Here is a 20,085-nt window from a genome sequence, read left to right as displayed (position 1 = left end):
AAAGCTTATTCCCGACTTGGGACAGTTCCAAGTTAATGAGTACCGACACGGAACACGTCGCCGAGGGAACGGAGTCCTCCGTCCTCGAGACGTTGAAACGGTGGTATCACATCCCGCTTATCGGGGTCGTGATGCTGTTTATGTACTGGGTCCGGACGCGGCCCCGGGATAATTTCACGTACGAAGGCGGCTCGCCGATGCTGAGTGGCGTCGACTCGTACTACCAGTGGCGAACGATCGAGTGGACCGCGGAGAACTTCCCGAATACGTTGCCGTACGAAGTGTATACCGGATTCCCGTCCGGCACGTACGTGGGCCAGTTCGGGACGCTGTTCGATCAACTCATCGTCACGGCGGCGATGATCGTCGGCCTCGGCGACCCGTCTTCGGAGACGCTCTTTACCGTCGCGCTCCTGTCGATTCCGGTGATGGCCGCGCTCGTCGCTGTGCCGGTCTTCTACATGGGTCGGCGACTCGGCGGCACCGTCGGCGGTCTCGTCTCCGTCGTCGTCCTCGCCCTGTTCCCCGGTAGTTTCCTCTCGCGAAGCATCGTCGGGCAACTGGACCATCACGTCGGCGAAGTGCTGTTCATGGCTATCGCCGCGCTAGCGGTCATGGTCGCGCTTCGCGCGGGCGAACGCGACAAACCCATCTACGAACTGCTCGTCGACCGGGACTGGGCGACGCTGAAGGCACCGACGATCTACAGCGCCCTCGCCGGTCTCGCGGTTTCACTGTACATCCTGGTCTGGCCGTCGGGCGTCGTCCTCGTCGGCGTTCTCGCCATCTTCTTTACCGTCCAGCTCTGTCTGGACTACGTCCGCGGTGTTTCTCCCGATCACATCGCGTTCGTCGGCGCGGTCAGCATGGGCGTCACCGCCCTCATCATGGCGTTTTTCGTCGAGGAGTGGAGCGCCAGCGCGACGAGTTTCGGCTACGTACAGCCAGTCGCCGCGCTGCTGGTCGGGCTCGGCTGCGTGTTCATGGCGTGGCTGGCACGCCAGTGGGACAACCGTGATCTCGAGCGCCGTTACTATCCGGCCGCGATCGCCGGATTGATTCTGGTCGCCTTCGTCGGCATCGCGCTCGCTCTACCCGATCTCTTCGCGACCATCTCCGACAACCTCGTTCGCCGCCTCGTTCCGTTCGGCGGCGTCGACACCGACGCGACGATCGTCGAAGCCCAGCGCCCGGAGGATTTCCTCTCTGCGCACGTGCTCGAGGAGTTCGGTGCCGCGTTCTACACGATGGTCGTCGGAATCGTACTTCTCCTCCTTCGGCCGTATCTCGGGAGAGAGTATCGCGCCGAACACACGTTCCTGATCGTCTGGGCGCTGTTCCTCACGAGCATGGCGGCGACGCAGGTCCGGTTCGCCTACTACCTCGCTCTCCCGGTCGCGGTGCTCAACGCGGCGTTCATCGCCGATATCGCTCGTATAATCAACCTCGACATAGAGCAGGGCCTCGAGAGCGTCAAGCAGATCGAGACCTACCAGATAATCGTCGTCGGGATGGTCGTGTTGCTCGTCTTCGCGTCGATCCCGCTTGCCGCCGCCGGCCCGTGGAAGGTTACCGGGGACAATCCCGACGCGGGTAGTCCCGAACCACACCCGAGTGCAGATGCGATACTCTGGGAGGGATCGAACGAATGGCTCGCCGAAAACACGCCGGAGCCTGGCAACTACGGCGGCGCCGACAACGCCAGCGAACTCGGGTACTACGATACGTACGAGTACCCCGACGGAGAGGATTACGACTATCCCGAGGGTTCCTACGGCGTGATGTCGTGGTGGGACTACGGCCACCTGATAACGACGCAAGCCGAACGGATCCCCCACGCGAACCCGTTCCAGCAGAACGCCGAGTCGTCCTCGGCGTACCTGACAGCCGACTCGGAGGAACGCGGCGAGATGATCCTCGAGACGATCAGCAGCGACGCTGATGTTAACTGGGAAGACGTCTCCGACGAGGAACTCGAGACCGCACTCGAGGACGCAAACGCCACCGACGAGGAGATGCGGTACGTGATGATCGACTCGTCGATGGCCAGCGGCAAGTTCGGTGCGATCACGCAGTGGACCGGACCTGACTACCAGGAGTACGCGCTCCCCGCGGATTACGAATCCGGCGATACGATCACTGCCGAAGACCTCAGCGAACGCGAGGGCCGAGAGTATGTCGAAGAGGAAAGCCTCTACGGCCAGACGATGCTCTCGAACTTGTACTTCGAGAACGCGCATAATCTGGAGCACTACCGGCTCGTCCACGAGAACAACATTCGGACGGCTAGCTTCATCAGTTACGCCATCATGGACGGCGACGAGGTGCTCGTTGATGACGGACAGCCACAAATTGCCGTCAATCAGCAAGCTAGCCCGGCGCTTCAAACCCAACTAAGACAGATCCAGAGCCAATCGTCGTACGACGTACAAATCATCGACCAGCGTGTCGGCTCCGGCCTCAAGACCTTCGAGCGCGTCGAGGGCGCGACGATCACCGGCACCCTCGAGGACGAGCAACTCGCCGCGGACGACAGCGCGATGATCACCGCGACGCTCGAACTCGAGACGGCAGACGGACGCGTCTTCGGTTACGCACAGGAAGCCGATATCCAAGAAGACGGCAGCTACGAACTGACGGTGCCGTACTCGACGAGCGGCGACCTCGGCGTCGAGGACGGTTACACCAACAGCAGCATCGACGCGCTCGACGAGTACAACCTCACGGTGACTGCCGACGAGGGTAACACGTCCTACGTCGAGCAGTACGACGGACAGGTCGATGTCTCCGAAACCGCGGTCGTCGAAGGCGAGTCGGTCGATGCCGGCACCCTCGAGGCCGTCGAAGACGGTGATGTCGGTGAACCAGCCGACGATGTCGTGGACGACGGCGGAGACGAAACCGACGAGGGCGATCAGACGGACGACGCAAGCGACGACGGAACGAACGGGAACGAAACGGCCGCTGACGACGGTGGCGACGAGACGGCCACTGATGGCGACACCACGGGATCGAACGGCGGCGACCAGACAGACGACACGCAGGCTGACACCCAAGACGAGTAAGCTGCGACGAGCGCATAACTTTCCCTAGAATACGTTTCTCGAGTCCGACACCTCGAAGACGAGTGAGAACGCTTTTGCCGACACCCAGACTACTCTGTGACCGATGCGTGAATTTCTCCGCGTCTACTGCAAAGGGCTCTCGATGGGTGCAGCGGACGTCGTCCCCGGCGTCTCGGGGGCGACCATCGCGCTGATCGTCGGCATCTACGATCGCCTGATCCAGGCGATTACGGCGATTGACCCGCGCGAGTTCGGGCCGGCCGTCCGTCTGCACACGTCGGCGGGACGCCAGGCGTTCCGCGAGTTGTTCGAGCGGACGGACGCGGCCTTCCTCATTTCTCTCGGACTCGGGATCGCAACGTCGATCGTCGTCCTCTCGCAGGCGATGCACACCGCGGTGACCTCCTATCCGGTTCCGACCTACGGGTTCTTCTTCGGGCTGATCGCCGCCTCGGCCGTCGTCCTCTATGGGAATATCGACACGTGGACGGCCCGGCGACTCGTCGTGGCGGCGGTCGGCATCCTGATCGCGCTCGCCGTTACTGGGGTGTCCGCGGGGGGCATCTCACACGCCCTTCCGTTCGTGTTCGTGGCGGGTGCGATCGCGATCTGTGCGATGGTATTACCCGGCGTCTCGGGGTCGTTCTTTCTCATCCTGCTCGGGCAGTACGAGTACATGACCGGCACGTTGAGTTCGTTCGTCGACAGCGTTTTCGGGCTCGTTACCGGCGAACCGCTCGAGCCGGTCGTCGACGCCGGAACCATCGTCGTCGTCTTTGTCGTCGGCGCGGCGATCGGTCTCTTTTCGATGGCTCACATCGTGCGGCGCGCGCTGGATCGATACCGCGCGCTGACGCTGGTCTTCCTAGTCAGTCTGATGGTTGGATCGCTTCGCCTGCCGATCGAGAAGGTCGCCGCCGGTCTCGACGGCGGTGTCGGTCAGTCGCCGTTCGGCGTGCTCGTCGCGGTCGTCGCCGCCGTCGTCGGCGCGGCGTCGGTGCTCGTTATCGATCGGTACACGGAGGATCTCGACTACGCGTAGGCGACCAATATCGAACCGGCCACATCGTTTTAGGCGTCCGCGCGTCGTGGGTCGATACTGTTCACCTATCCAATGTGACTCCCTATTGGAAATAGAGAACGGAAATCGGCCGCCTGCTGCCAATTCTCTCCTCGAGACGACCTGATCTTATATTCTTAGTTACACATTTAACATAAAACATCTATGGGTATATAAGATAAATTTATTACCAATGGAAACTACTATTGGAAACCGTATCTCTGGAAAGTCAACGACCCATATCGATCAACGCGACTCCGGTGAATCCAACGACTATCGTAACCACCATGCAAAGTATTACAATCAGATCCTCACCCAGTGCCGATGAGACGAGATGAACACCAAATAGCTCACCGATCGAGATACCCAGCGCCGTTAAAATTGGCGCAGCAACGAAGCCGTACCACGGATTGTTCCATCCCTCGTGATCAAATCGAAATAGCCTCCGTTTCAACTCCTCTTTCATACGCCTATATCCCATCCAAATGAAATAAGTTCAGGGGTCAGTTCGCACGCGCAGTTGCCGTTCAGTATAGAGTATGGATCTTACGCGCTTGTTCTTTCACCGCTCAGAAACGCCCAGACCAGCAGTCCGACTACTGTGAGTGTTACAGCCCACCACGCACCTGCGCTGAGAGTTGTTCCATCAGTAACGAGATCCGCTGAAAACGCGAGGAGGAGCAGGATACTGGCATAGAAGAACGCCTCCCTAAAGCGTCTCTGCATAATACGTTTTCATTCTAACTAACCAAGTACTTGCCGGTGATAAATACTCCTAAGCGTGTCAGAGAGGGACTCGTAGACTGTTTTTCCCACCCCTCTTTATCCGATCCGATCGTGCGTAGAATAGCGTTTGATCGGTTCTATGATCGGTATTCTATCCACTCGAGCGGCGCTCACTCCTCGATCGTCGCACCCGCTCGAGACGGCGACGCGAGGATAACCTCGCCCTCGAGCGAGCGCTCCGCGAGCGCCCTGTGCGCGGCGGCCGTGGCCTCCCGACCGTGGCTCTCGTCGGTGACGCCGTAGACGACCGGCCCCCACGAGGACTGACCGACACCGAACAGGACGGGACAGGACTCGAGCGATTCGACGAGTTCGCCGGCGGGCGGGCGGAAGACGCCGCCTTGGGCGTCGGCGTACCAGGCACCGTTCTTGCGCCCGATTTCGGCGATGGCGTCGCCGAAGGCCTCGAGTCGCCCCTCGGCGGCGGCCGGAAGAAGCCGTCCGGTAACGACGCTCGCGAGTTCGTCCGCGACGGCGGGATCCGCGCGTTCGACCACCGCGCGCATGCTCTCGTCCTCGCCGGTACCGCTCCGTCCCGGGTCTGCGTCGGGAACGACGACGAGAAAGCGCCAGTCGCGCGGCAGGTCGTGTCTGGCGACCACCGGCGGCACCGTCCATTCGCCCTCGGTGGGCGGTTCCGTGGTGAACCGGCCGGTGGGATGACCGGCGTCGACGACGAAGCCGCCGTCTTCGAACGTCGCGACGCCGACGCCGCTTCTGCCGCCCCGGCCCATCGCCGGTGCTCGCTCCCGGATTTCGGGTTCCGTGTCGTAGGCCGCCGCCGTCGCCGCGAGAATCGAGAGCGCGAGTTGGGTGCCACTTCCCAGGCCGACGTGTCGATCCAGCCGGTTCCCGATCGATATCGAGACGCCCGGCACGCCGAGCACGTCGGCCGCTCGAGCCGCGTACTCGCCCACGAGCGGATCTCCCGCCACGATATCGTCCGCTGGTTCCGCAGAGACCGTCAGGCGTGGCTCCTCGAGGCCGATACCGATCCCGCCGTAGAGACGCTCTCGGGCGAGCGAGAGGTTCTGAAAGCCGACGTGAAGCCGAGCACCTGCGCGTACGGTCGCCATGTGAGCGGCTATGGATGCAGCAGGGAAGGGGGTTACGACTATGGCAATGGCCGCCAGCGGCCGAATCGACTTCCATTCAGACGAAATGAACACCGGTCGCCGGGCGATACCCTGTCGGGCTGACTCGAACGGCAAATCTCGAGGATCGTATCGCGGCATCGGCCCTCGACATCGGATTCCGAACGCGCTCGAGAGAACGGCTGTGACGACGTTTAATAGTGTGATAAGGCGGTCGTTCCGAACTAACGAACGCATAATAAACTGGGAGTGAGCGCTATCGATCGATAGTTCGGTGGGGCGGGTTACCCGCCGATTGAATCCTCGAGCGGTGCGAGTGACGGACCCCTCGGGCGACCGAACGGTCGCCGATACGAAACGTGGACCGCAGACAGACGACGCGCGAAATGGCGCGTACGCCGACGGTATCGCTCGAGACCGATCGTGGTTGCCCGCTGATGTGCTGGTGAATACAGGATATGACTCGTAGACAGCAAGCGGTGATTCGATGAAACGAAGCCTCACGAGCGGCATCCTCACCGTGGCCAGCGGAAAGTTCATCACCCTCTTTCTGGGGATCATTTCCTCGCCGCTGCTCTATCGCTGGATGGGACCGGCCGATTACGGGGCTTACGCGACGGTGCTTTCTGCGCACTCGGTGATCATGATCTTCGTCAGCACCGCCGTCGCTGACGGCGTTCGCAAGTACGTCGCCGAGGATCGCTCGATCGAGGGCTGGGAGCGATCCGTCGTCGGGTTCTACCTCCGTCTGGCGACGCTCCTCGTGGTCGTCGGCTCGGCGATTCTGGGCGTACTCACCTACGCCGGCGTCTTCGAGTTCGTCTGGGGGCCGGAGTTCACGCGCTACTCCTACGTGATGATCGGGATGGTGATCGCCTCCCAGTACATGATGTTCGCCCGCAAATCGCTGATGGGGTTCGGCCTCGAGAAGTACTCGGAGCCGCTGAAGGTCCTCTATAACGTCTCGTTCGTCGTCGTCGCGGTACCGTTGGTCTACTACGGCTACGGCGTCGTCGGAGCGTTGCTCGGGCAGGTGATAGCGGCCGGGCTGGCGGCCGCGCTCGGCCACGTCGTATTACACTTCCACCAGTCGTTGCGAAGCGTGTTCGAACGCGACGACGGGGCGCTTCCCAAGCGGGAGATGATGTCGTTCAACACGCTCTCGATCGTGCTCGTCTTCCTGCTGATGTCGTTGTACCACGTCGACGTAATGATGCTGCAGGCGTTGGGAACCCAGGCCGAGGTTGGCCACTACAAAGCGGCGCTCGTGTTCGCGGAGTTCCTCTGGTTCGCACCGATCACGTTACAGACCGTCTTCGTCCACTCGACGTCCGAACTGTGGTCCAAAGGCGAAAACGAGCGCGTGTCGAGGCTGGCGGCGAAGACGACGCGGTACACGTTCTTGCTCACCGCGGTCATGGCGATCGGCATGGCCGCGCTGGCCAACGACGTCGTCCCGGTCTACTGGGGGCCGGAATCCGAGCCCGCGGTCGAACCACTCCTGTTGTTGCTGCCGGGTGCCGTCGGATTCGCGCTGGCGCGGCCGATGCTCGCCATCGGGCAGGGGAAAGGAGAACTCCGATACCCCATCATCGCGACCGGTCTGGCCGCGGGTATCAACGTCGTTCTGAATACGGTACTGATTCCGCTGTACGGCATGCACGGGGCGGCCGTCGCGACCTCGATCGGGTACGGTTCGATGGCGGTATTCCACGTCTGGAGCGCTTGGCAGGTCGGCTTCGACCCGGTCTCCGACGCTCGATACGCGCGCGTGCTTGCAACCGCACTCGTCGCGGCGGTCCCGATTTTCGCGCTGGCGAACGCGCTTTCGATCCCGATCGCGATTCCGCTCGTCGGCTCCCTGCCGCTCTCGACGTTCGTCGTTCCCCCAGTCGGTCTGGCGACGTTCCTCGTTATCGCCGTCGCGTTCGGCGCGCTCGATCTCACCGAGATCTTCCGCGTTCTGGCCCAGTTCCCGGATCCGATCGGTTCGAAGGCGAAACCGGTCTGTCGCCGACTCCAGAACCGCGATAAGGAGGGGCTTTTCTCGCAATATTTCAAATTCTAACCCCGACCCGTGACGTTATGGCGCTCGTCGCCCACTCACCACCTGTGTCAGCCGATCGCTCTCTCGGTGCCGTCGTTCTCGCGGGCGGCTACTCCAGGCGCTTCGAAAACGGCGACAAGGCGCTCGCCGAACTCGAGGGAACGCCGATGATACGCCGGGTCGTCGATCGGATCGGCGCGGTAACCGACGACGTGGTCGTGAACTGCCGATCCGACCAGCGGGACTCCGTAGAGGCAGCTCTCTCGGGCGCAGACGCCGCAATCCGGTTCGCGATCGACCCGATTCCGGACCGCGGCCCCGTCGCCGGGATCCATACCGGACTCGAGGAGTGTCGCTACGAGTACGCCGCCGTCGTCGCCTGCGACATGCCGTTCGTCGATCCCGCGCTCATCGAGGCACTCTTCGACCGCGCTCGCGGGCGGGACGGTGCCGTCGTCGAACTCGAGTCGGGGTGGCTCCAGACGACCCAGGCCGTGTATCGGACCGACGCTATGACTCGAGCCTGCGCCGAAACGATGGGGAGCGAGGACAATCGCGTCGTCGCGGCACTCGAGAAAATCGACTGCGTGACGGTCCAAGAGGGCGCTCTCGAGGAAATCGACGAGCGAACGTTCGAGAGCATCGACACGCGGGAATCCCTTCGGGCCGCCGAGAAGCGCGTCGAGTGATCTGGGCGAATCGACGAAACCGTGGGGCGGTCGGCGCTCTTCCCGCCGCACGGGAGCAGAAAGGGTAACTTATGACCCTTCGAGTGCAGATTCAGGTATGAGCAGCGATACGTTCGACCACGACAAAGACGAACGGCTGCAAAGCCGAGACGTGACGGAAGGTGCGGAAAAAGCCCCGCACCGGGCGATGTTCCGGGCGATGGGCTTCGACGACGAGGACTTCGGCTCGCCGATGATCGGCGTTCCGAACCCGGCGGCGGACGTGACGCCGTGTAACGTCCACCTCGACGACGTCGCGGAGGCAGCACTCGAGGGCGTCGACGAGAACGGCGGCATGCCGATCGAGTTCGGCACGATCACCATCTCCGACGCGATTTCGATGGGCACGGAGGGGATGAAAGCGTCGCTCATCTCTCGGGAGGTCATCGCCGACAGCGTCGAACTCGTCGCATTCGGCGAGCGGATCGACGGCCTCGTGACGGTTGCGGGCTGTGACAAGAACCTGCCAGGGATGATGATGGCCGCGGTCCGGACCGACCTGCCCACGGTCTTTCTCTACGGCGGTTCGATCCTGCCCGGCGAACACGAGGGGAGAGACGTGAGCATCGTGCAGGTTTTCGAAGGCGTCGGCGCGTACGGCACAGGCGACATGGACGCCGACGAACTCGACTCCCTCGAGCGCCAGGCCTGTCCCGGCGCGGGGTCCTGTGGCGGCATGTACACCGCGAACACGATGGCCTCGATCTCGGAGGCCGTCGGTCTCGCTCCGCTCGGAAGCGCCTCGGCACCGGCCGAAGACGAGGAGCGCTACGAAGTCGCCCGCCGGGCCGGCGAACTCGGCGTTGAAGTCGTCGAGGAGGATCGACGGCCCTCCGACATCATCACTCGAGAGTCCTTCGAGAACGCCATCGCCGTCCAGACTGCCATCGGCGGCTCGACCAACGGCGTGCTCCACCTGCTCGCGCTCGCACGCGAGGCCGGGATCGACCTCGACATCGAGGACTTCGACGAGATTTCGCGAAAGACGCCCAAGATCGCCGATCTCCAGCCCGGCGGCGACCGCATGATGAGCGACCTCCACGAAATCGGAGGCGTTCCGGTCGTCATCCGACGACTGCTCGAGGCCGGCCTGATCCACGGCGATGCGATGACCGTGACCGGCCGCACCCTCGAGGAAGAACTCGAGACGCTCGAGCTGCCCGACGAGGACGAGATCGACGCCGACTTCCTCTACTCGGTCGACGAGCCCAAGGAGGACGAGGGAGCGATCAAGATCCTCTCGGGGAACCTCGCGCCCGACGGCGCGGTCCTGAAGGTGACCGGCGACGACGAGTTCTACCACGAGGGCCCCGCCCGAATCTTCGAGAACGAGGAGGACGCGATGGCCTACGTCCAAGAGGGTCACATCGAGAGCGGCGACGTGATCGTCATCCGTAACGAGGGGCCGAAAGCCGGCCCTGGAATGCGCGAGATGCTCGGCGTGACCGCGGCCGTCGTCGGTGCCGGCCACGAAGACGACGTGGCGCTCATCACCGACGGCCGCTTCTCCGGTGGCACTCGCGGCCCGATGATCGGCCACGTCGCCCCCGAAGCCTACGTCGGCGGCCCGATTGCGTTCCTCGAGGACGGCGATACGGTGACCGTCGACATTCCGGAACGGGATCTCGAGGTCGACGTCGACGACGAAGAACTCGAGGCCCGACGCGAGGAGTGGGACCAGCCCGAGAAACCCTACAATAACGGCGTGCTCGCGAAGTACACCCGCGATTTCGGCTCGGCGGCGAACGGTGCCGTCACGAATCCGGGCCTCAAAGAAGAGTAACGACGACTCGTTTCAGCGCCCGTCTTCTCGGGATTTACCTGCTTTTGTAGTCGCCTCACTCGTTCCAGCGCGCGTCCGCGAGCGTCCGCTGGACGATCTCGTCGCCGACCGCCTCCGCGAGCGTCTCGAAGCCCGTCCGCTCGGTTCGATCCGTTGCGTTCGCGACCAGCCTCGAGACGATGAACTCCGGCGTCGAGCGCCCCACAGTGTTGAATCGAGGCTGGTAGTCGACGAGCAACTCGAGGTCCGGATCGAGCCCCTCCGCGAAGATGCCGTCGACGCGGGCCGCCTCGGGCAGGGGCTCTAAATCGTCCGCGAGGTGCGTGACGAACACGCCCATCGCGTCCCTGTCGACCGAGAGCGTGACGAGCCCGTGTAACAGATCGGCGGCACTTCCGGGTTCGGTGATCGCCTCAAACTCGTCGACCAGCATCAGCGTTCGGCCACCGGACGAAAGCGGCGGCACGATCGACTTCAGCGTCGACTCGAGGACGCCGGCGTTGAAACTCGCGTGGCGCCGGTGAAAGACCAGCGAATCGACGGGGGTCACTTCCGCCCGATCGGCCGGGACGGGCAGCCCCATCGACGCCAGCAACACGACCTGACAGAGCGTCTCGAGCAGCGTCGTCTTCCCGCCGCTGTTGGCCCCCGTGAGGACGGCCACGTCTTCCTCGCCGGGGACGGAACCGACCTCCTCGGGGACGCTCGTCACGCCGTGAGCGCCGAGACCGTACGTGACCGGCTGGACGGACTCGTCGTCCCTCGCCTCGAGCGACAGGTTTCGGGCGTTGACTACCGAAATCGCGTCGTCGTCGCTCCGAGCGCCTTCGACCCCGACGAACGTCGGCCGCGTACAGTCGTAGGCGATCGCGAACCGCGCGAGCGAGAGGTGTAAGGCGATCTCGTCGACCGCGGAGACAGCTTTCTCGACCGCCTCGTCCGCCGCCTCGAGCGTCTCCTCGAACTCCGCCGCGACGGTCGTCTCGCGCTCGTCGACGGCCTCGGTGAGGTTCGATCGAAGCGCCCGAAGCGTGCCGCCAACGAAGTCGGACGCATCCGTCGCGTCAGTCGGCATCGCCTCCCGAATCTGCTCGACCGTGACGCCCGTCTCGCTCAGCAGTCGATCTTCGAAGGCGTCCCGAAACCCTTCGACGTCGTGGACGCCGTCGTCTCGAAGCTCCTCGATGAGCGCGAGCGCATTCGCGTCCATGTCCTCGACCGCGCCGAGGGCGGTCCGGAGCCGGTCGAGTTCGTCGTCGGCCCCCTCGCGAACGCGCCCGTCCGTCAGCGCGCCGAGCGCGTCGGCGGCCTCCGCGAGCGTTTCGCGGTCCAGTTCGGCGATCGTTTCGAACGGCCCGGAGTCGACGCCTGCCTCGAGCAGCGCGAGCGCCGCTTCGACGGCCGCGTGTTCGCTCTCGTCGCGCTCGTCGTAGCGGTCGTAGGCCTCGAGCACGCGGTCTTTATCCGCCTCCTCGAGATCGGTCCAGGCGTCTCGGGCCGCCAGCACGCCGTCGAGCCGCTCGGTCATCTCCTCGCGGCTGGTCCGGGGTGTGAGCACTCTGATCCGATCGGCCGCGCGCTCGGTGACCGCGTGTTCGACCGCCAGATCGAGCAGTTCCTTGTAGGCCGTTCGCGCGTCGCTGGTCGCCAGCACGTCCATCCCCGCGCCGCCGGTCGCCCGCCGGAGAATGCGGGTCGCCCGACCGCGGGGCAATCCCGCCTCCGAGAGGGTCCGAACGTCGCCGCCCTCGATCGCTCTGATGGCTCGTTCCCTGCCGAGTTCCGCGACCAACGTCTCGCGAGTCTTCGGCCCGACTCCCCAATACTCCTCGAGTCGCATACGCGAACGTTCGAGGGAACTGCCTTGAACGCTGTGGCACCGGCTCGACGGCTCGGGTCGACCGACTGGTTCCGTCCCCGCCCCAGCCAAACGGGAGATGTCTCGAGCGCGCTCGAGCAGCGTCTTCGAAGCGGACGAAACGGCTGTGGCTGCACCGAGACAGTTCGTGTGACGAACCCAGACTACAGCAGTTCGAGAACGGTCAGCGTCTCGAATGGAAACGACTCGTCGGCGACGGCGACGGCGCCGAAACCGTTCTCGCCGGCCCGTTCGACGACTTCGTCGACGCCGGTGAGACTACTCACGAGCAGGAAGACGACGCCGTCGGGTGCGAGCACGCGGCCGACCGTATCCAGAAACGGATCGACGACCTCGCGGCCGTCCTCCCCGCCAGAGAGCGCCCGCTCCATCCAGTCGTCCCACTCGGTGTCGGATTCCGTCGGGAGATACGGCGGGTTGAACGCGACCGCGTCGAAACAGCCGTCGGAGAACGGTTCGACCAGATCGGCCCGAACCGGTTCGACGCCCTCGCTGCGAGCCTGCGCTACGGCGTGGGGGTTCACGTCGGAGGCGATCACGCGCGCACCCGTCTCCTCGGCGAGTCGGTTCGCGACGTAGCCAGAGCCGGTGCCGACCTCGAGCACGAGGTCCCCCTCCTCGAGTCGGTCGCAGGCGGCGTCGGCGAGCAGTTCCGAGTCCTCCGCCGGCTGGTAGACGTCGGTCTCGAGGCCGCGTTGGTCGGCGAGATCCATCTACCCGTCCTCCGAGGGGGCGACACGTTCGCCGTCCTCGTCTGACTCCGAACCGGAGTCGTCCCCCTCCGAACTCGCGTCGGACCCCGGATCGGAATCCGTGCGGTTCGAACGCGCGTCGGTTCGTTCGTCGTACTGTGCGGCGTGGGATCCGGACGACTCGTCGCCCGAACTTGCGGCGGCGGCCCTGGCCGGCTCGATCCCCTCGTCGTTGGCCAGCACGAACCCGCCCTGTTCGGCGCGCCCGGACAACTCGCGCTGTGGGTACGGGATCTTGATCCCCTCCTCGTCGAAGACGTCCTTGATCGCCGTAACGCCCGCGGTTCGTGCGCGCCAGCGTCGGCGCGCGCTCGGCTTGTCGATCCAAAAGCGTGCGCTCAAGAGTACTGCAGAGTCTCCGAACCCCTTCGAGACGACGTGGGGGGCCGGTGCCGGCTGCGCGATCTCGAGGTCCTGCAGGGTCTGCTCTGCTAGCTCGGCCGCCCGCTCGACGTCGGCGGTGTAGTCGACGCCGATTTCGATCTCGACTCGCAGTCGTCCCCGCCGCGAGCGGTTGATGATCATGCCCGAGGCGATGATGTCGTTGGGCACCATGATGTACTCGCCGTCGAACGACTGGATGCGCGTATTAAAGATCGAAATGTCGGTCACCGTCCCCTCGCTGTCTTGGACTTCGATCCAGTCGCCGATCTCGAACGGCCGCGAGAACATCAGGACGAATCCCGCGAGGACCGAACTCAGCGTCTGCTTCGCCGCCATGCCGAGCCCCGCACCGAACAGGCCCGCGCCGACCAACAGCCCGTTCAAGTCGTCGATCCAGACGCCCAGAATCACGATCATCGTGAGCGCCCAGATCGCCACCTGCGAGAGGCGGTGTGTAACCTCGCGCTGGTGGTCGGTGACAGCCGTCGACGAACTGAACAACTCCTCTATCACCCGCTGGACGAAACGCGTCACGATGAACCCGCTCAGGAGGAGGATCGCGGAGATGACGGCGCGGGCGATCTCTGGTGATTCGGGATTCAGGTTCTCGAATTCGTTCGTAATCAGCGTCGTTTCCTGCCAGACGCCGAGGATGATCGCAAGCGCCACGCCACAGGCACAAAAGAGGAGAAACATCGTCACGAAATCGGCATACAGAGCGCGTATCCGGGTAGAAAACCAGTTCTGAATCCGCTGGTACGACACCACGACGTAGAGTAATACTCCGACCGTCGCGATCGTCACGACGAGTCGCTGGGTCGACATCGAAAACTGCTCTCCCAACCAGTCGAGCCCGAAGAGTACCTCGAACATCTCTGTCCCTTTCAATCGTTTCGTCGTTGGACCCACCTGTATCCGTCGGTCGACCGCGGTGGAAACTGCACTCGAGAACTATCGGTATTCGGCCGTGCGAACGTCGATTTCGAACTCAGTCGTCGGCGTCGACACTCAGTCGTCGTCGGTTCCGATTTTCAGTCGTTGTCGATCTCGGTACTCAGCCGTCGGTTCGGTCGCTCACGTCCGTCGCGAGGTTCGCGAGCGCGGCGAACTCGGCCGGCGTCACGGCGTCGGGGCGCTTTCGAAGTAGATCCTCGTCGGCCGCGTCGACGACCGCGTCGGGATCCGCAAGCCTCGAGATGTGGCCCGTATTCCGAACGGCGTTTCGCATCGTCTTCCGGCGCTGCGTGAACAGCGCTTTGACGAACCGGAGGAAGAACCCCTCGTCGTCGACCTCGTACTCCGGGTCGCGCGGCGCGAGTCGGACGACGGCGCTCTGGACCGCTGGCGGCGGCGAAAACGCTTCCTTCGGGATCGTTTCGACGAGTTCGACGTCCGCGTAGTGTTGGGTCGACACCGACAGTCGGCCGTACTCGGACGTGCCGGGCTCGGCAACCATCCGCTCGGCGAACTCCTGCTGGAACATCAACACGAGCGGGCGCGATTCCGGCAGCAGCCGAAACGTGATCTCGCTCGAGACACCGTAGGGGAGGTTCGAAACGGACGCCGTAAACTCGGGTAACTCGACCTCGAGTGCGTTCCCTTCGACGACCGTCAGTCGTCCGTCCTCGATTTCGTCTGCGAACTCCTCGCGAAGGAACGCGGCCAGTTTGCGATCGCGCTCGATCACGGTCACCGCGTCTGCGACCGCGAGCAGTCGATCCGTCAGCGCGCCGGTTCCGCCGCCGATCTCGAGTATGTGGGACGTATCAGCGTCGATTTCTGTCAAATACGTCGGCAACCGATCGAGCACGCGGTCGTCGATCAGAAAGTGCTGGTCCCGGTCCGGATCGCCCCGAACGCCGGCTCGAGCGATCAGGCCGTCTGGGTCTCTCATCGCTCGGCGCTTCGAGTTCCCGGCGTGTAAACGCACCGTCTCGGCGGCAAAAGGCGGACTACTCCTGATCGCGTTGGCCCACGAACGTCTTGTACTTCAGATCGTCGTCGCGCAGCTCCTGGATGATCCGTTCGACGAGGATCTCGTCTGGATCGTGCAACCCGGAGACCCGATCCGCCAGTTCCTCGAAGCTGTCGAACGGCTTGCGCTTGCGTTCGTCGAGGATGCCGTTTCTGAGTTTCTTCCCGATGCCCGGCAGGAGATTCAACTGGTGGAGCCGTAGCGTGATCGGCTGTGCCTCGTTATAGAAGTCGACGAAACGCTCTTCGTGGTCTGCGACCAGATCCTGGACGACGTACTCGAGTTCAGACTGTGCACCCGACGACAGGTCGCCGTACTCGACCTGATGTGCGTCGACGACGATGTCACGTTCCTCGGCGGGTTCGACGACGACCTCGCTTCCGATCGTGAGTCGTTCGTCCTCGTCGAACGCGACTTCGTAGAGGGAGAAGTCCTCGATATCCATCGCGTACCCCGCTGGCGACTTCGCGTACTGCGGGCGGCCGTCGTCGGAGAGGCCGTGTGCGAGGTAATCAAGCACAACCGTCCGGCGTACGTTCGTCTCGTCGCGCTCGGCTTCGCTCATTACGGTTCAATACGGTGACGGCGTACTTAAAGAGTCGGCTCGCTATCACGCAGTTCCCGAGTCAGGCGTACCGGGCGATGGTGTTGAGAATCTCGTCGAGTTCGTCCCCCGACAACGAGTACCGCTGCTGTGCGTAGACCGATCGGAGTTCGTCTCGGTCCTGTGGCAGGAGGTTCGTGATCTTGTAGGCGGTTTCCTCGTCGACTTTCTCGTGGTCCTGTAAGTCTTCGACCAGCGCCTGTGCGTCCTCGGGCTCGAGGACGGCGAATCGGTTGACGTGTTCGATCGTCCGCGCGAGCTCGTAGCGAAGCTCTCGGTCCTCCTCGAGCGCGCGTTCGGCCTCGATATCGGCGAGGTGTTCCTTCACGTCCGAGACCGTCAGGAACTCCTCGTCGACGATCTCTTTGAAGATCGTCATTCCTGCGCGCTCATGTGCGCGGCCGAGACGAGTACGATCTTGTCCTTGCCGCCATCGTTGATCTGTACTTTGAACGCGCTTCCCTGTTTCCCGACGACGTTTCCGGTCTGGCCGTCGAACCGCGGGTGGAAGCGACCGTCAGGGACGCTCGGGTCGATCTTCAGGTGGACTTTCTGTCCGTCGTCGTAGTCCTGAATCGCCCGCTGTGGCGGCGACGTACCGCGGTCTCGTGGCTCGTTCGCGAGTTTTCTCCGGGTTCCTTGGCGTGGCCCATTAGATTTCGGCATAGTCGTACGACTGATTTGAGCGGTGACCGTTATAAAACGCACGTCTTCGCGCGACGACCACCATACCCGCTCTCACACCGCTCGCGAAGCGGAAATCTCATCGGTCCGGGTCCGATAGGACCACTCATGCAAATCGAACTGCGCGTCTGCCAGCACTGTCTCGACGGCGACCACGGCAACGAAAAGCGGACCGACGTCATCAACGATATGGTCAACTGTGCCGAACAGATCAAAGAGTACAAGCACGTCATCGACCTCGACGCGGTCCACATTCGAAAGGTGCGCGAGGACGAACAGGGGAAACCGACCGCACTGCCCGTCGTGGCGGCGTCGATCCAGAACAATCAGGTGGCGTTGAACGACCTGCAACTCGTGACCGAAGGCCAGGACGGAAACATGTTGATCTACATCGATCCGCAGGACGTTCTGACAGTTCTCGCCGGAAATCTAGACGAGATCAGCAAGGCCGTCTCCGAGGACGTCACGGTCGACCTCTCGCCGACCGGCGCGCAGATGGTCTCCGAGGCTGACCTTGGCGCTCGAGGACCCGACAACTGAACGAAGCGGATCGAGCCCCGTACGAATCACCGGTTCGATTGCTCCCGTTGTTTTCCGTTAGCGGGACAGAGCCGTCGCAAAATAGGGACACGAAGCCGTCGTACGGTCGAGCGAACCGTCGAAGATAGAGTCAGCTGTCTCGGGATAGGGGCGTTATGGAACGACTCGCCGCTCGAGAAATCGAATTACCGTTTCGAAATCGACCGCCGCGTTAGATTCGACCGACGTTCTCGACGCCGATGCTCTCGACGCCTTCGACGTCGCCGAAGCTCTCCTCGACGGTTTCGGTCCCGCCCGCGCCGTCGGGGACGATGACCGTCGCGTACAGGGCGACGAGACCGAACGCGACCTCCTCGCGTTCGGTGCCGTTGATTTTAGCTCCTTCCGGGAGCGCGCTCTCGAGGCGCTCTTGAAGCGCGTCGAGGTCGATCTCGGGACTGTTCGGCATAACCTTGATTTTGGCGGCTACTTTCCCCATTGTCGTACCTATGGTCCGGTGAACCCGCAGTCGTCACACTCATAGAGGTTGCTCTGTTTCCGGCACTTTGCACAGCGGTAAATCTGGTTGCCACATTCGGGGCACTTGAACGCTGCAGCGTTCGTTCCCGAGATGTTGATCCCACAAGAGACACAGGAACGCGTCTCTCGTCTATCCGTGGAACTCATACCGCTACCTTTCCGCCCGCCGCTTTTAACGGTTGTCTTTCGATACTCGCCGGCGAGTCGGCCGAAACGGGGCGTCTCGAGGCCCGCCAGTAGCCGTGTCCTCGACTGGGCGGCGGCGCCGGTCAGTCGTGCGGATGGAACCGCCGCACCGCGGACCGAACGGCGTCGTCGCGACCGATGAAGGTCACGTGATCTCCCTCCTCGAGGATGGTATCAGCGTTGGGAACGTAGGTCTCTCCCTCTCGGGCGAGCACGGCGACGATACAGCCGTCGGGGATCTCGGCGTCGAGCTCGGCGATCGTCGAGCCGGGAAGATCCGTCGCCGTCACGGTGATCTCCTGTGCGTCGTGGCCCTCGCCCAGTTCGGTCATCCAGTGGGCCAGCGCGGGGCGTTCGATCTCGTTGTCGATCGACCACGCCGTCGCGCTCGAGACGTCGATCGCGCGCACGCCGAGGGTCTCGAAGGCGTCGACGTTCTCGGGGTCGTTGACGCGGGCGACGACGGTTTCGACATCGAACTTCGTCCGCGCGAGCTGTGAGACCAGCAGGTTCGTATCGTCGTCGGCCGTCGTCGCGACGACGATCTTGGCGTCGTCGATACCCGCGTCTCGTAGGGCGGAGTCGTCGGTTCCGTTTCCGGCGGCGGCCGCGAATCCCGCTTCCTGTAATCGGGTAACGACCTCGGGGTCTCGATCGACCAGCACCACGTTTTCACCACGTTTCTCCAGTCGCGTGGCGAGGGCTCGACCGATTCGGCCGCCGCCGACGATTATCGTGCGCATTGGTATCACCTGAAAGTACTCCGCGATCTGGCGAGCGAAGCCCGCCTGGATGACGACGGTGATGAAGATCACCAGAAAGACCGTCCCCGCAAGCGTCTGTGAGGCTTCGAACTGGCCCGCAGCCTCGAGTTCGAGGGCAAACAGGGTCGCGACCGACGCGGGGACGATCCCGCGGGGGCCGACGAACGAAAGGAAGAGCCGTTCCTCGCGGCTGAACCGACGATCGGTCGTCGAGAACGCGACCAGAATCGGACGGATGAAAAGCGTCACCGCGACGACGACGGCGATCCCGCCGGTGCCGAGCCCGAACAGGGAGTCGAAGTCGATCAGCGCGGCCAGCGAGATGAACACGAACGAGAGCACAATCAGCGTGAGATCGCGATTGAACTCGAGGATCGACGCTCGGTGCGGAATGTCGACGTTTCCGAGGACGATGCCGGCGGTCGCGGCGGCGGCGACGCCCGTCTCCGGGAACACCGACTCGGCGAGTCCGAAGGAGACGATCGCGCCCGTCACGGTCACGAGCCGGGCGATCTGCGGCGCGTTTCCGGCCGGTTGATCGACCGAAACCAGCAAGTAGCGGACGACACCGGCGACGACGATGCCGATACCGATTCCCGCTGCGAGCCGCTGGAGGAACGCCGGCGGAACCAGCGCGGGCGAGTCCCCCACGACGACGGTCTCGAAGATGACGATCGCGAGGATGGCAGCGGTCACGTCGTTGACGATCCCCTCGGCCTCGAGTGCGGAGGTGACGTGTTCGCGGACGGTAATCACCTCGAGGATCGGCGTGATGACCGTCGGTCCGGTCGCGACCAGCAGCGCGCCGATCAGGAACGCGAGGCCCCAGGAAGTCCCGAGGAAGTACCTGACCGCAACGCCCGTTCCGAAGAACGTGAGTAGCGCGCCGACCGTCGTCAGCCTGAAGATGGCTCTCGGTGCCAGCGCGAGTTTCTCCCGACGGAGGTGAAACGCGCCGTCGAAGATGATGATGGCGACGCTGAGTCCGACGATCGCCGAGAGTCCGTTCCCGAACGTCTCCGGGGTCACGAAAGAGAGTCCCTCCGGCCCGGCGAGCACGCCGATGACGATCAAAAACAACACGCTCGGAACCTTCAACCGCTTGGCGAGAACCTGCGCTCCGACGCCGAACGCGAGGATGCCGACGGCGACGAAGAGGATCTCGTCTGCCACTACCGTAGCGGAGCACGAGCGGCGTGTTAAATGGTACCACCGTGTTCGGAGTTTCGATCGCG

18 protein-coding genes are annotated in these 20,085 nt (G+C 63.4%); 6 read left to right on the top strand and 12 right to left on the bottom strand.

Translation table 11 applies throughout. From position 1 onward, the window contains the following. The first annotated feature begins 35 nt into the window (after positions 1 to 35). Both EL22_RS11265 and EL22_RS11260 read left to right on the top strand, forming a co-directional pair. A complete protein-coding gene (locus EL22_RS11265) occupies positions 36 to 3,065 on the top strand; it encodes an oligosaccharyl transferase, archaeosortase A system-associated (RefSeq protein ID WP_050051600.1) in 3,030 nt (1,009 codons plus the stop codon). A gap of 103 nt (positions 3,066 to 3,168) precedes the next feature. Then, positions 3,169 to 4,107 carry a DUF368 domain-containing protein gene (locus EL22_RS11260; protein ID WP_050051599.1) on the top strand — a complete coding sequence of 313 codons (939 nt, stop codon included), beginning with the start codon at positions 3,169 to 3,171 and terminating at the stop codon, positions 4,105 to 4,107. Positions 4,108 to 4,354: 247 nt separating this feature from the next. Here EL22_RS11260 and EL22_RS11255 read toward each other — a convergent pair whose 3' ends face one another. Together EL22_RS11255 and EL22_RS11250 are read right to left on the bottom strand one after the other, a co-directional pair. Continuing rightward, positions 4,355 to 4,591 carry a hypothetical protein gene (locus EL22_RS11255; RefSeq protein WP_050051598.1) on the bottom strand — a complete coding sequence of 79 codons (237 nt, stop codon included), beginning with the start codon at positions 4,589 to 4,591 and terminating at the stop codon, positions 4,355 to 4,357. A 430-nt stretch (positions 4,592 to 5,021) separates the two neighbouring features. Continuing rightward, positions 5,022 to 5,987 carry a beta-ribofuranosylaminobenzene 5'-phosphate synthase family protein gene (locus EL22_RS11250; protein WP_050051597.1) on the bottom strand — a complete coding sequence of 322 codons (966 nt, stop codon included), beginning with the start codon at positions 5,985 to 5,987 and terminating at the stop codon, positions 5,022 to 5,024. A gap of 505 nt (positions 5,988 to 6,492) precedes the next feature. Between EL22_RS11250 and EL22_RS11245 the strand changes: the two genes are divergently transcribed. From EL22_RS11245 to ilvD, 3 genes are all read left to right on the top strand, one after another. Further along, positions 6,493 to 8,073: a lipopolysaccharide biosynthesis protein gene (locus EL22_RS11245; RefSeq protein ID WP_050051596.1), complete on the top strand. Its 1,581-nt coding sequence runs from the start codon at positions 6,493 to 6,495 to the stop codon at positions 8,071 to 8,073. Between the two features lie 44 nt (positions 8,074 to 8,117). Continuing rightward, entirely contained in the window at positions 8,118 to 8,741 is a 624-nt protein-coding gene (locus tag EL22_RS11240) for a molybdenum cofactor guanylyltransferase (protein ID WP_156184110.1), read from the top strand. A 97-nt stretch (positions 8,742 to 8,838) separates the two neighbouring features. Next, the gene (gene ilvD / locus EL22_RS11235) at positions 8,839 to 10,563 is read left to right on the top strand and encodes a dihydroxy-acid dehydratase (protein WP_050051594.1); all 1,725 of its coding nucleotides are present in this window, start codon (positions 8,839 to 8,841) and stop codon (positions 10,561 to 10,563) included. Positions 10,564 to 10,618: 55 nt separating this feature from the next. Here ilvD and EL22_RS11230 read toward each other — a convergent pair whose 3' ends face one another. The 7 genes from EL22_RS11230 to EL22_RS11200 form a co-directional block, all read right to left on the bottom strand. Continuing rightward, positions 10,619 to 12,403, bottom strand: coding sequence for a DNA mismatch repair protein (locus tag EL22_RS11230; protein ID WP_050051593.1), 1,785 nt, complete (start codon positions 12,401 to 12,403; stop codon positions 10,619 to 10,621). Between the two features lie 182 nt (positions 12,404 to 12,585). Then, the gene (locus EL22_RS11225) at positions 12,586 to 13,155 is read right to left on the bottom strand and encodes a HemK2/MTQ2 family protein methyltransferase (RefSeq protein ID WP_050051592.1); all 570 of its coding nucleotides are present in this window, start codon (positions 13,153 to 13,155) and stop codon (positions 12,586 to 12,588) included. Next, positions 13,156 to 14,451, bottom strand: a complete 1,296-nt coding sequence (locus tag EL22_RS11220; RefSeq protein ID WP_050051591.1) for a mechanosensitive ion channel family protein — start codon at positions 14,449 to 14,451, stop codon at positions 13,156 to 13,158. Between the two features lie 181 nt (positions 14,452 to 14,632). Then, positions 14,633 to 15,472 (bottom strand): 16S ribosomal RNA methyltransferase A, encoded by an 840-nt coding sequence (locus tag EL22_RS11215; RefSeq protein WP_050051590.1) that lies wholly within the window; start codon positions 15,470 to 15,472, stop codon positions 14,633 to 14,635. A gap of 58 nt (positions 15,473 to 15,530) precedes the next feature. Further along, the gene (locus tag EL22_RS11210; RefSeq protein WP_050051589.1) at positions 15,531 to 16,118 is read right to left on the bottom strand and encodes a DUF655 domain-containing protein; all 588 of its coding nucleotides are present in this window, start codon (positions 16,116 to 16,118) and stop codon (positions 15,531 to 15,533) included. Positions 16,119 to 16,179: 61 nt separating this feature from the next. Next, positions 16,180 to 16,536, bottom strand: a complete 357-nt coding sequence (locus EL22_RS11205) for an RNA polymerase Rpb4 family protein (RefSeq protein WP_050051588.1) — start codon at positions 16,534 to 16,536, stop codon at positions 16,180 to 16,182. Then, on the bottom strand, positions 16,533 to 16,823 hold the full coding sequence (locus tag EL22_RS11200) for a 50S ribosomal protein L21e (RefSeq protein WP_050051587.1): 291 nt from the start codon (positions 16,821 to 16,823) through the stop codon (positions 16,533 to 16,535). Before EL22_RS11200 ends, EL22_RS11205 begins: the two co-directional genes overlap by 4 nt. Positions 16,824 to 16,949: 126 nt before the next feature. Between EL22_RS11200 and EL22_RS11195 the strand changes: the two genes are divergently transcribed. Next, complete coding sequence (locus EL22_RS11195) at positions 16,950 to 17,381, top strand: hypothetical protein (protein WP_050051586.1); 432 nt, start codon at positions 16,950 to 16,952, stop codon at positions 17,379 to 17,381. 211 nt (positions 17,382 to 17,592) lie between these two features. On the opposite strand, the gene EL22_RS11190 is transcribed toward EL22_RS11195, so the two are convergent. The 3 genes from EL22_RS11190 to EL22_RS11185 form a co-directional block, all read right to left on the bottom strand. Beyond that, complete coding sequence (locus EL22_RS11190) at positions 17,593 to 17,859, bottom strand: elongation factor 1-beta (protein ID WP_050051585.1); 267 nt, start codon at positions 17,857 to 17,859, stop codon at positions 17,593 to 17,595. Between the two features lie 8 nt (positions 17,860 to 17,867). Continuing rightward, entirely contained in the window at positions 17,868 to 18,047 is a 180-nt protein-coding gene (locus tag EL22_RS16105; RefSeq protein ID WP_082146759.1) for an HVO_2753 family zinc finger protein, read from the bottom strand. 122 nt (positions 18,048 to 18,169) lie between these two features. Further along, positions 18,170 to 20,023 (bottom strand): cation:proton antiporter, encoded by a 1,854-nt coding sequence (locus EL22_RS11185; RefSeq protein ID WP_050051584.1) that lies wholly within the window; start codon positions 20,021 to 20,023, stop codon positions 18,170 to 18,172. Positions 20,024 to 20,085: the final 62 nt, after the last annotated feature.

The organism is Halostagnicola sp. A56 (assembly GCF_000691505.1).
In the GTDB taxonomy this organism is placed as follows: domain Archaea; phylum Halobacteriota; class Halobacteria; order Halobacteriales; family Natrialbaceae; genus Halostagnicola.
The sequence above is the reverse complement of the archived record's forward strand: the minus strand, read 5'-3'. Positions and strand labels throughout refer to the sequence as shown.

Bases quoted from the DNA above. Each gene is read 5' to 3' on its own strand.
- EL22_RS11265 (WP_050051600.1), top strand. From the start codon at position 36: ATGAGTACCGACACGGAACACGTCGCCGAGGGAACGGAGTCCTCCGTC.
- EL22_RS11260 (WP_050051599.1), top strand. From the start codon at position 3,169: ATGCGTGAATTTCTCCGCGTCTACTGCAAAGGGCTCTCGATGGGTGCA.
- EL22_RS11255 (WP_050051598.1), bottom strand. From the start codon at position 4,591: ATGAAAGAGGAGTTGAAACGGAGGCTATTTCGATTTGATCACGAGGGA.
- EL22_RS11250 (WP_050051597.1), bottom strand. From the start codon at position 5,987: ATGGCGACCGTACGCGCAGGTGCTCGGCTTCACGTCGGCTTTCAGAAC.
- EL22_RS11245 (WP_050051596.1), top strand. From the start codon at position 6,493: ATGAAACGAAGCCTCACGAGCGGCATCCTCACCGTGGCCAGCGGAAAG.
- ilvD (WP_050051594.1), top strand. From the start codon at position 8,839: ATGAGCAGCGATACGTTCGACCACGACAAAGACGAACGGCTGCAAAGC.
- EL22_RS11230 (WP_050051593.1), bottom strand. From the start codon at position 12,403: ATGCGACTCGAGGAGTATTGGGGAGTCGGGCCGAAGACTCGCGAGACG.
- EL22_RS11225 (WP_050051592.1), bottom strand. From the start codon at position 13,155: ATGGATCTCGCCGACCAACGCGGCCTCGAGACCGACGTCTACCAGCCG.
- EL22_RS11220 (WP_050051591.1), bottom strand. From the start codon at position 14,451: ATGTTCGAGGTACTCTTCGGGCTCGACTGGTTGGGAGAGCAGTTTTCG.
- EL22_RS11215 (WP_050051590.1), bottom strand. From the start codon at position 15,472: ATGAGAGACCCAGACGGCCTGATCGCTCGAGCCGGCGTTCGGGGCGAT.
- EL22_RS11210 (WP_050051589.1), bottom strand. From the start codon at position 16,118: ATGAGCGAAGCCGAGCGCGACGAGACGAACGTACGCCGGACGGTTGTG.
- EL22_RS11205 (WP_050051588.1), bottom strand. From the start codon at position 16,536: ATGACGATCTTCAAAGAGATCGTCGACGAGGAGTTCCTGACGGTCTCG.
- EL22_RS11200 (WP_050051587.1), bottom strand. From the start codon at position 16,823: ATGCCGAAATCTAATGGGCCACGCCAAGGAACCCGGAGAAAACTCGCG.
- EL22_RS11195 (WP_050051586.1), top strand. From the start codon at position 16,950: ATGCAAATCGAACTGCGCGTCTGCCAGCACTGTCTCGACGGCGACCAC.
- EL22_RS11190 (WP_050051585.1), bottom strand. From the start codon at position 17,859: ATGGGGAAAGTAGCCGCCAAAATCAAGGTTATGCCGAACAGTCCCGAG.
- EL22_RS16105 (WP_082146759.1), bottom strand. From the start codon at position 18,047: ATGAGTTCCACGGATAGACGAGAGACGCGTTCCTGTGTCTCTTGTGGG.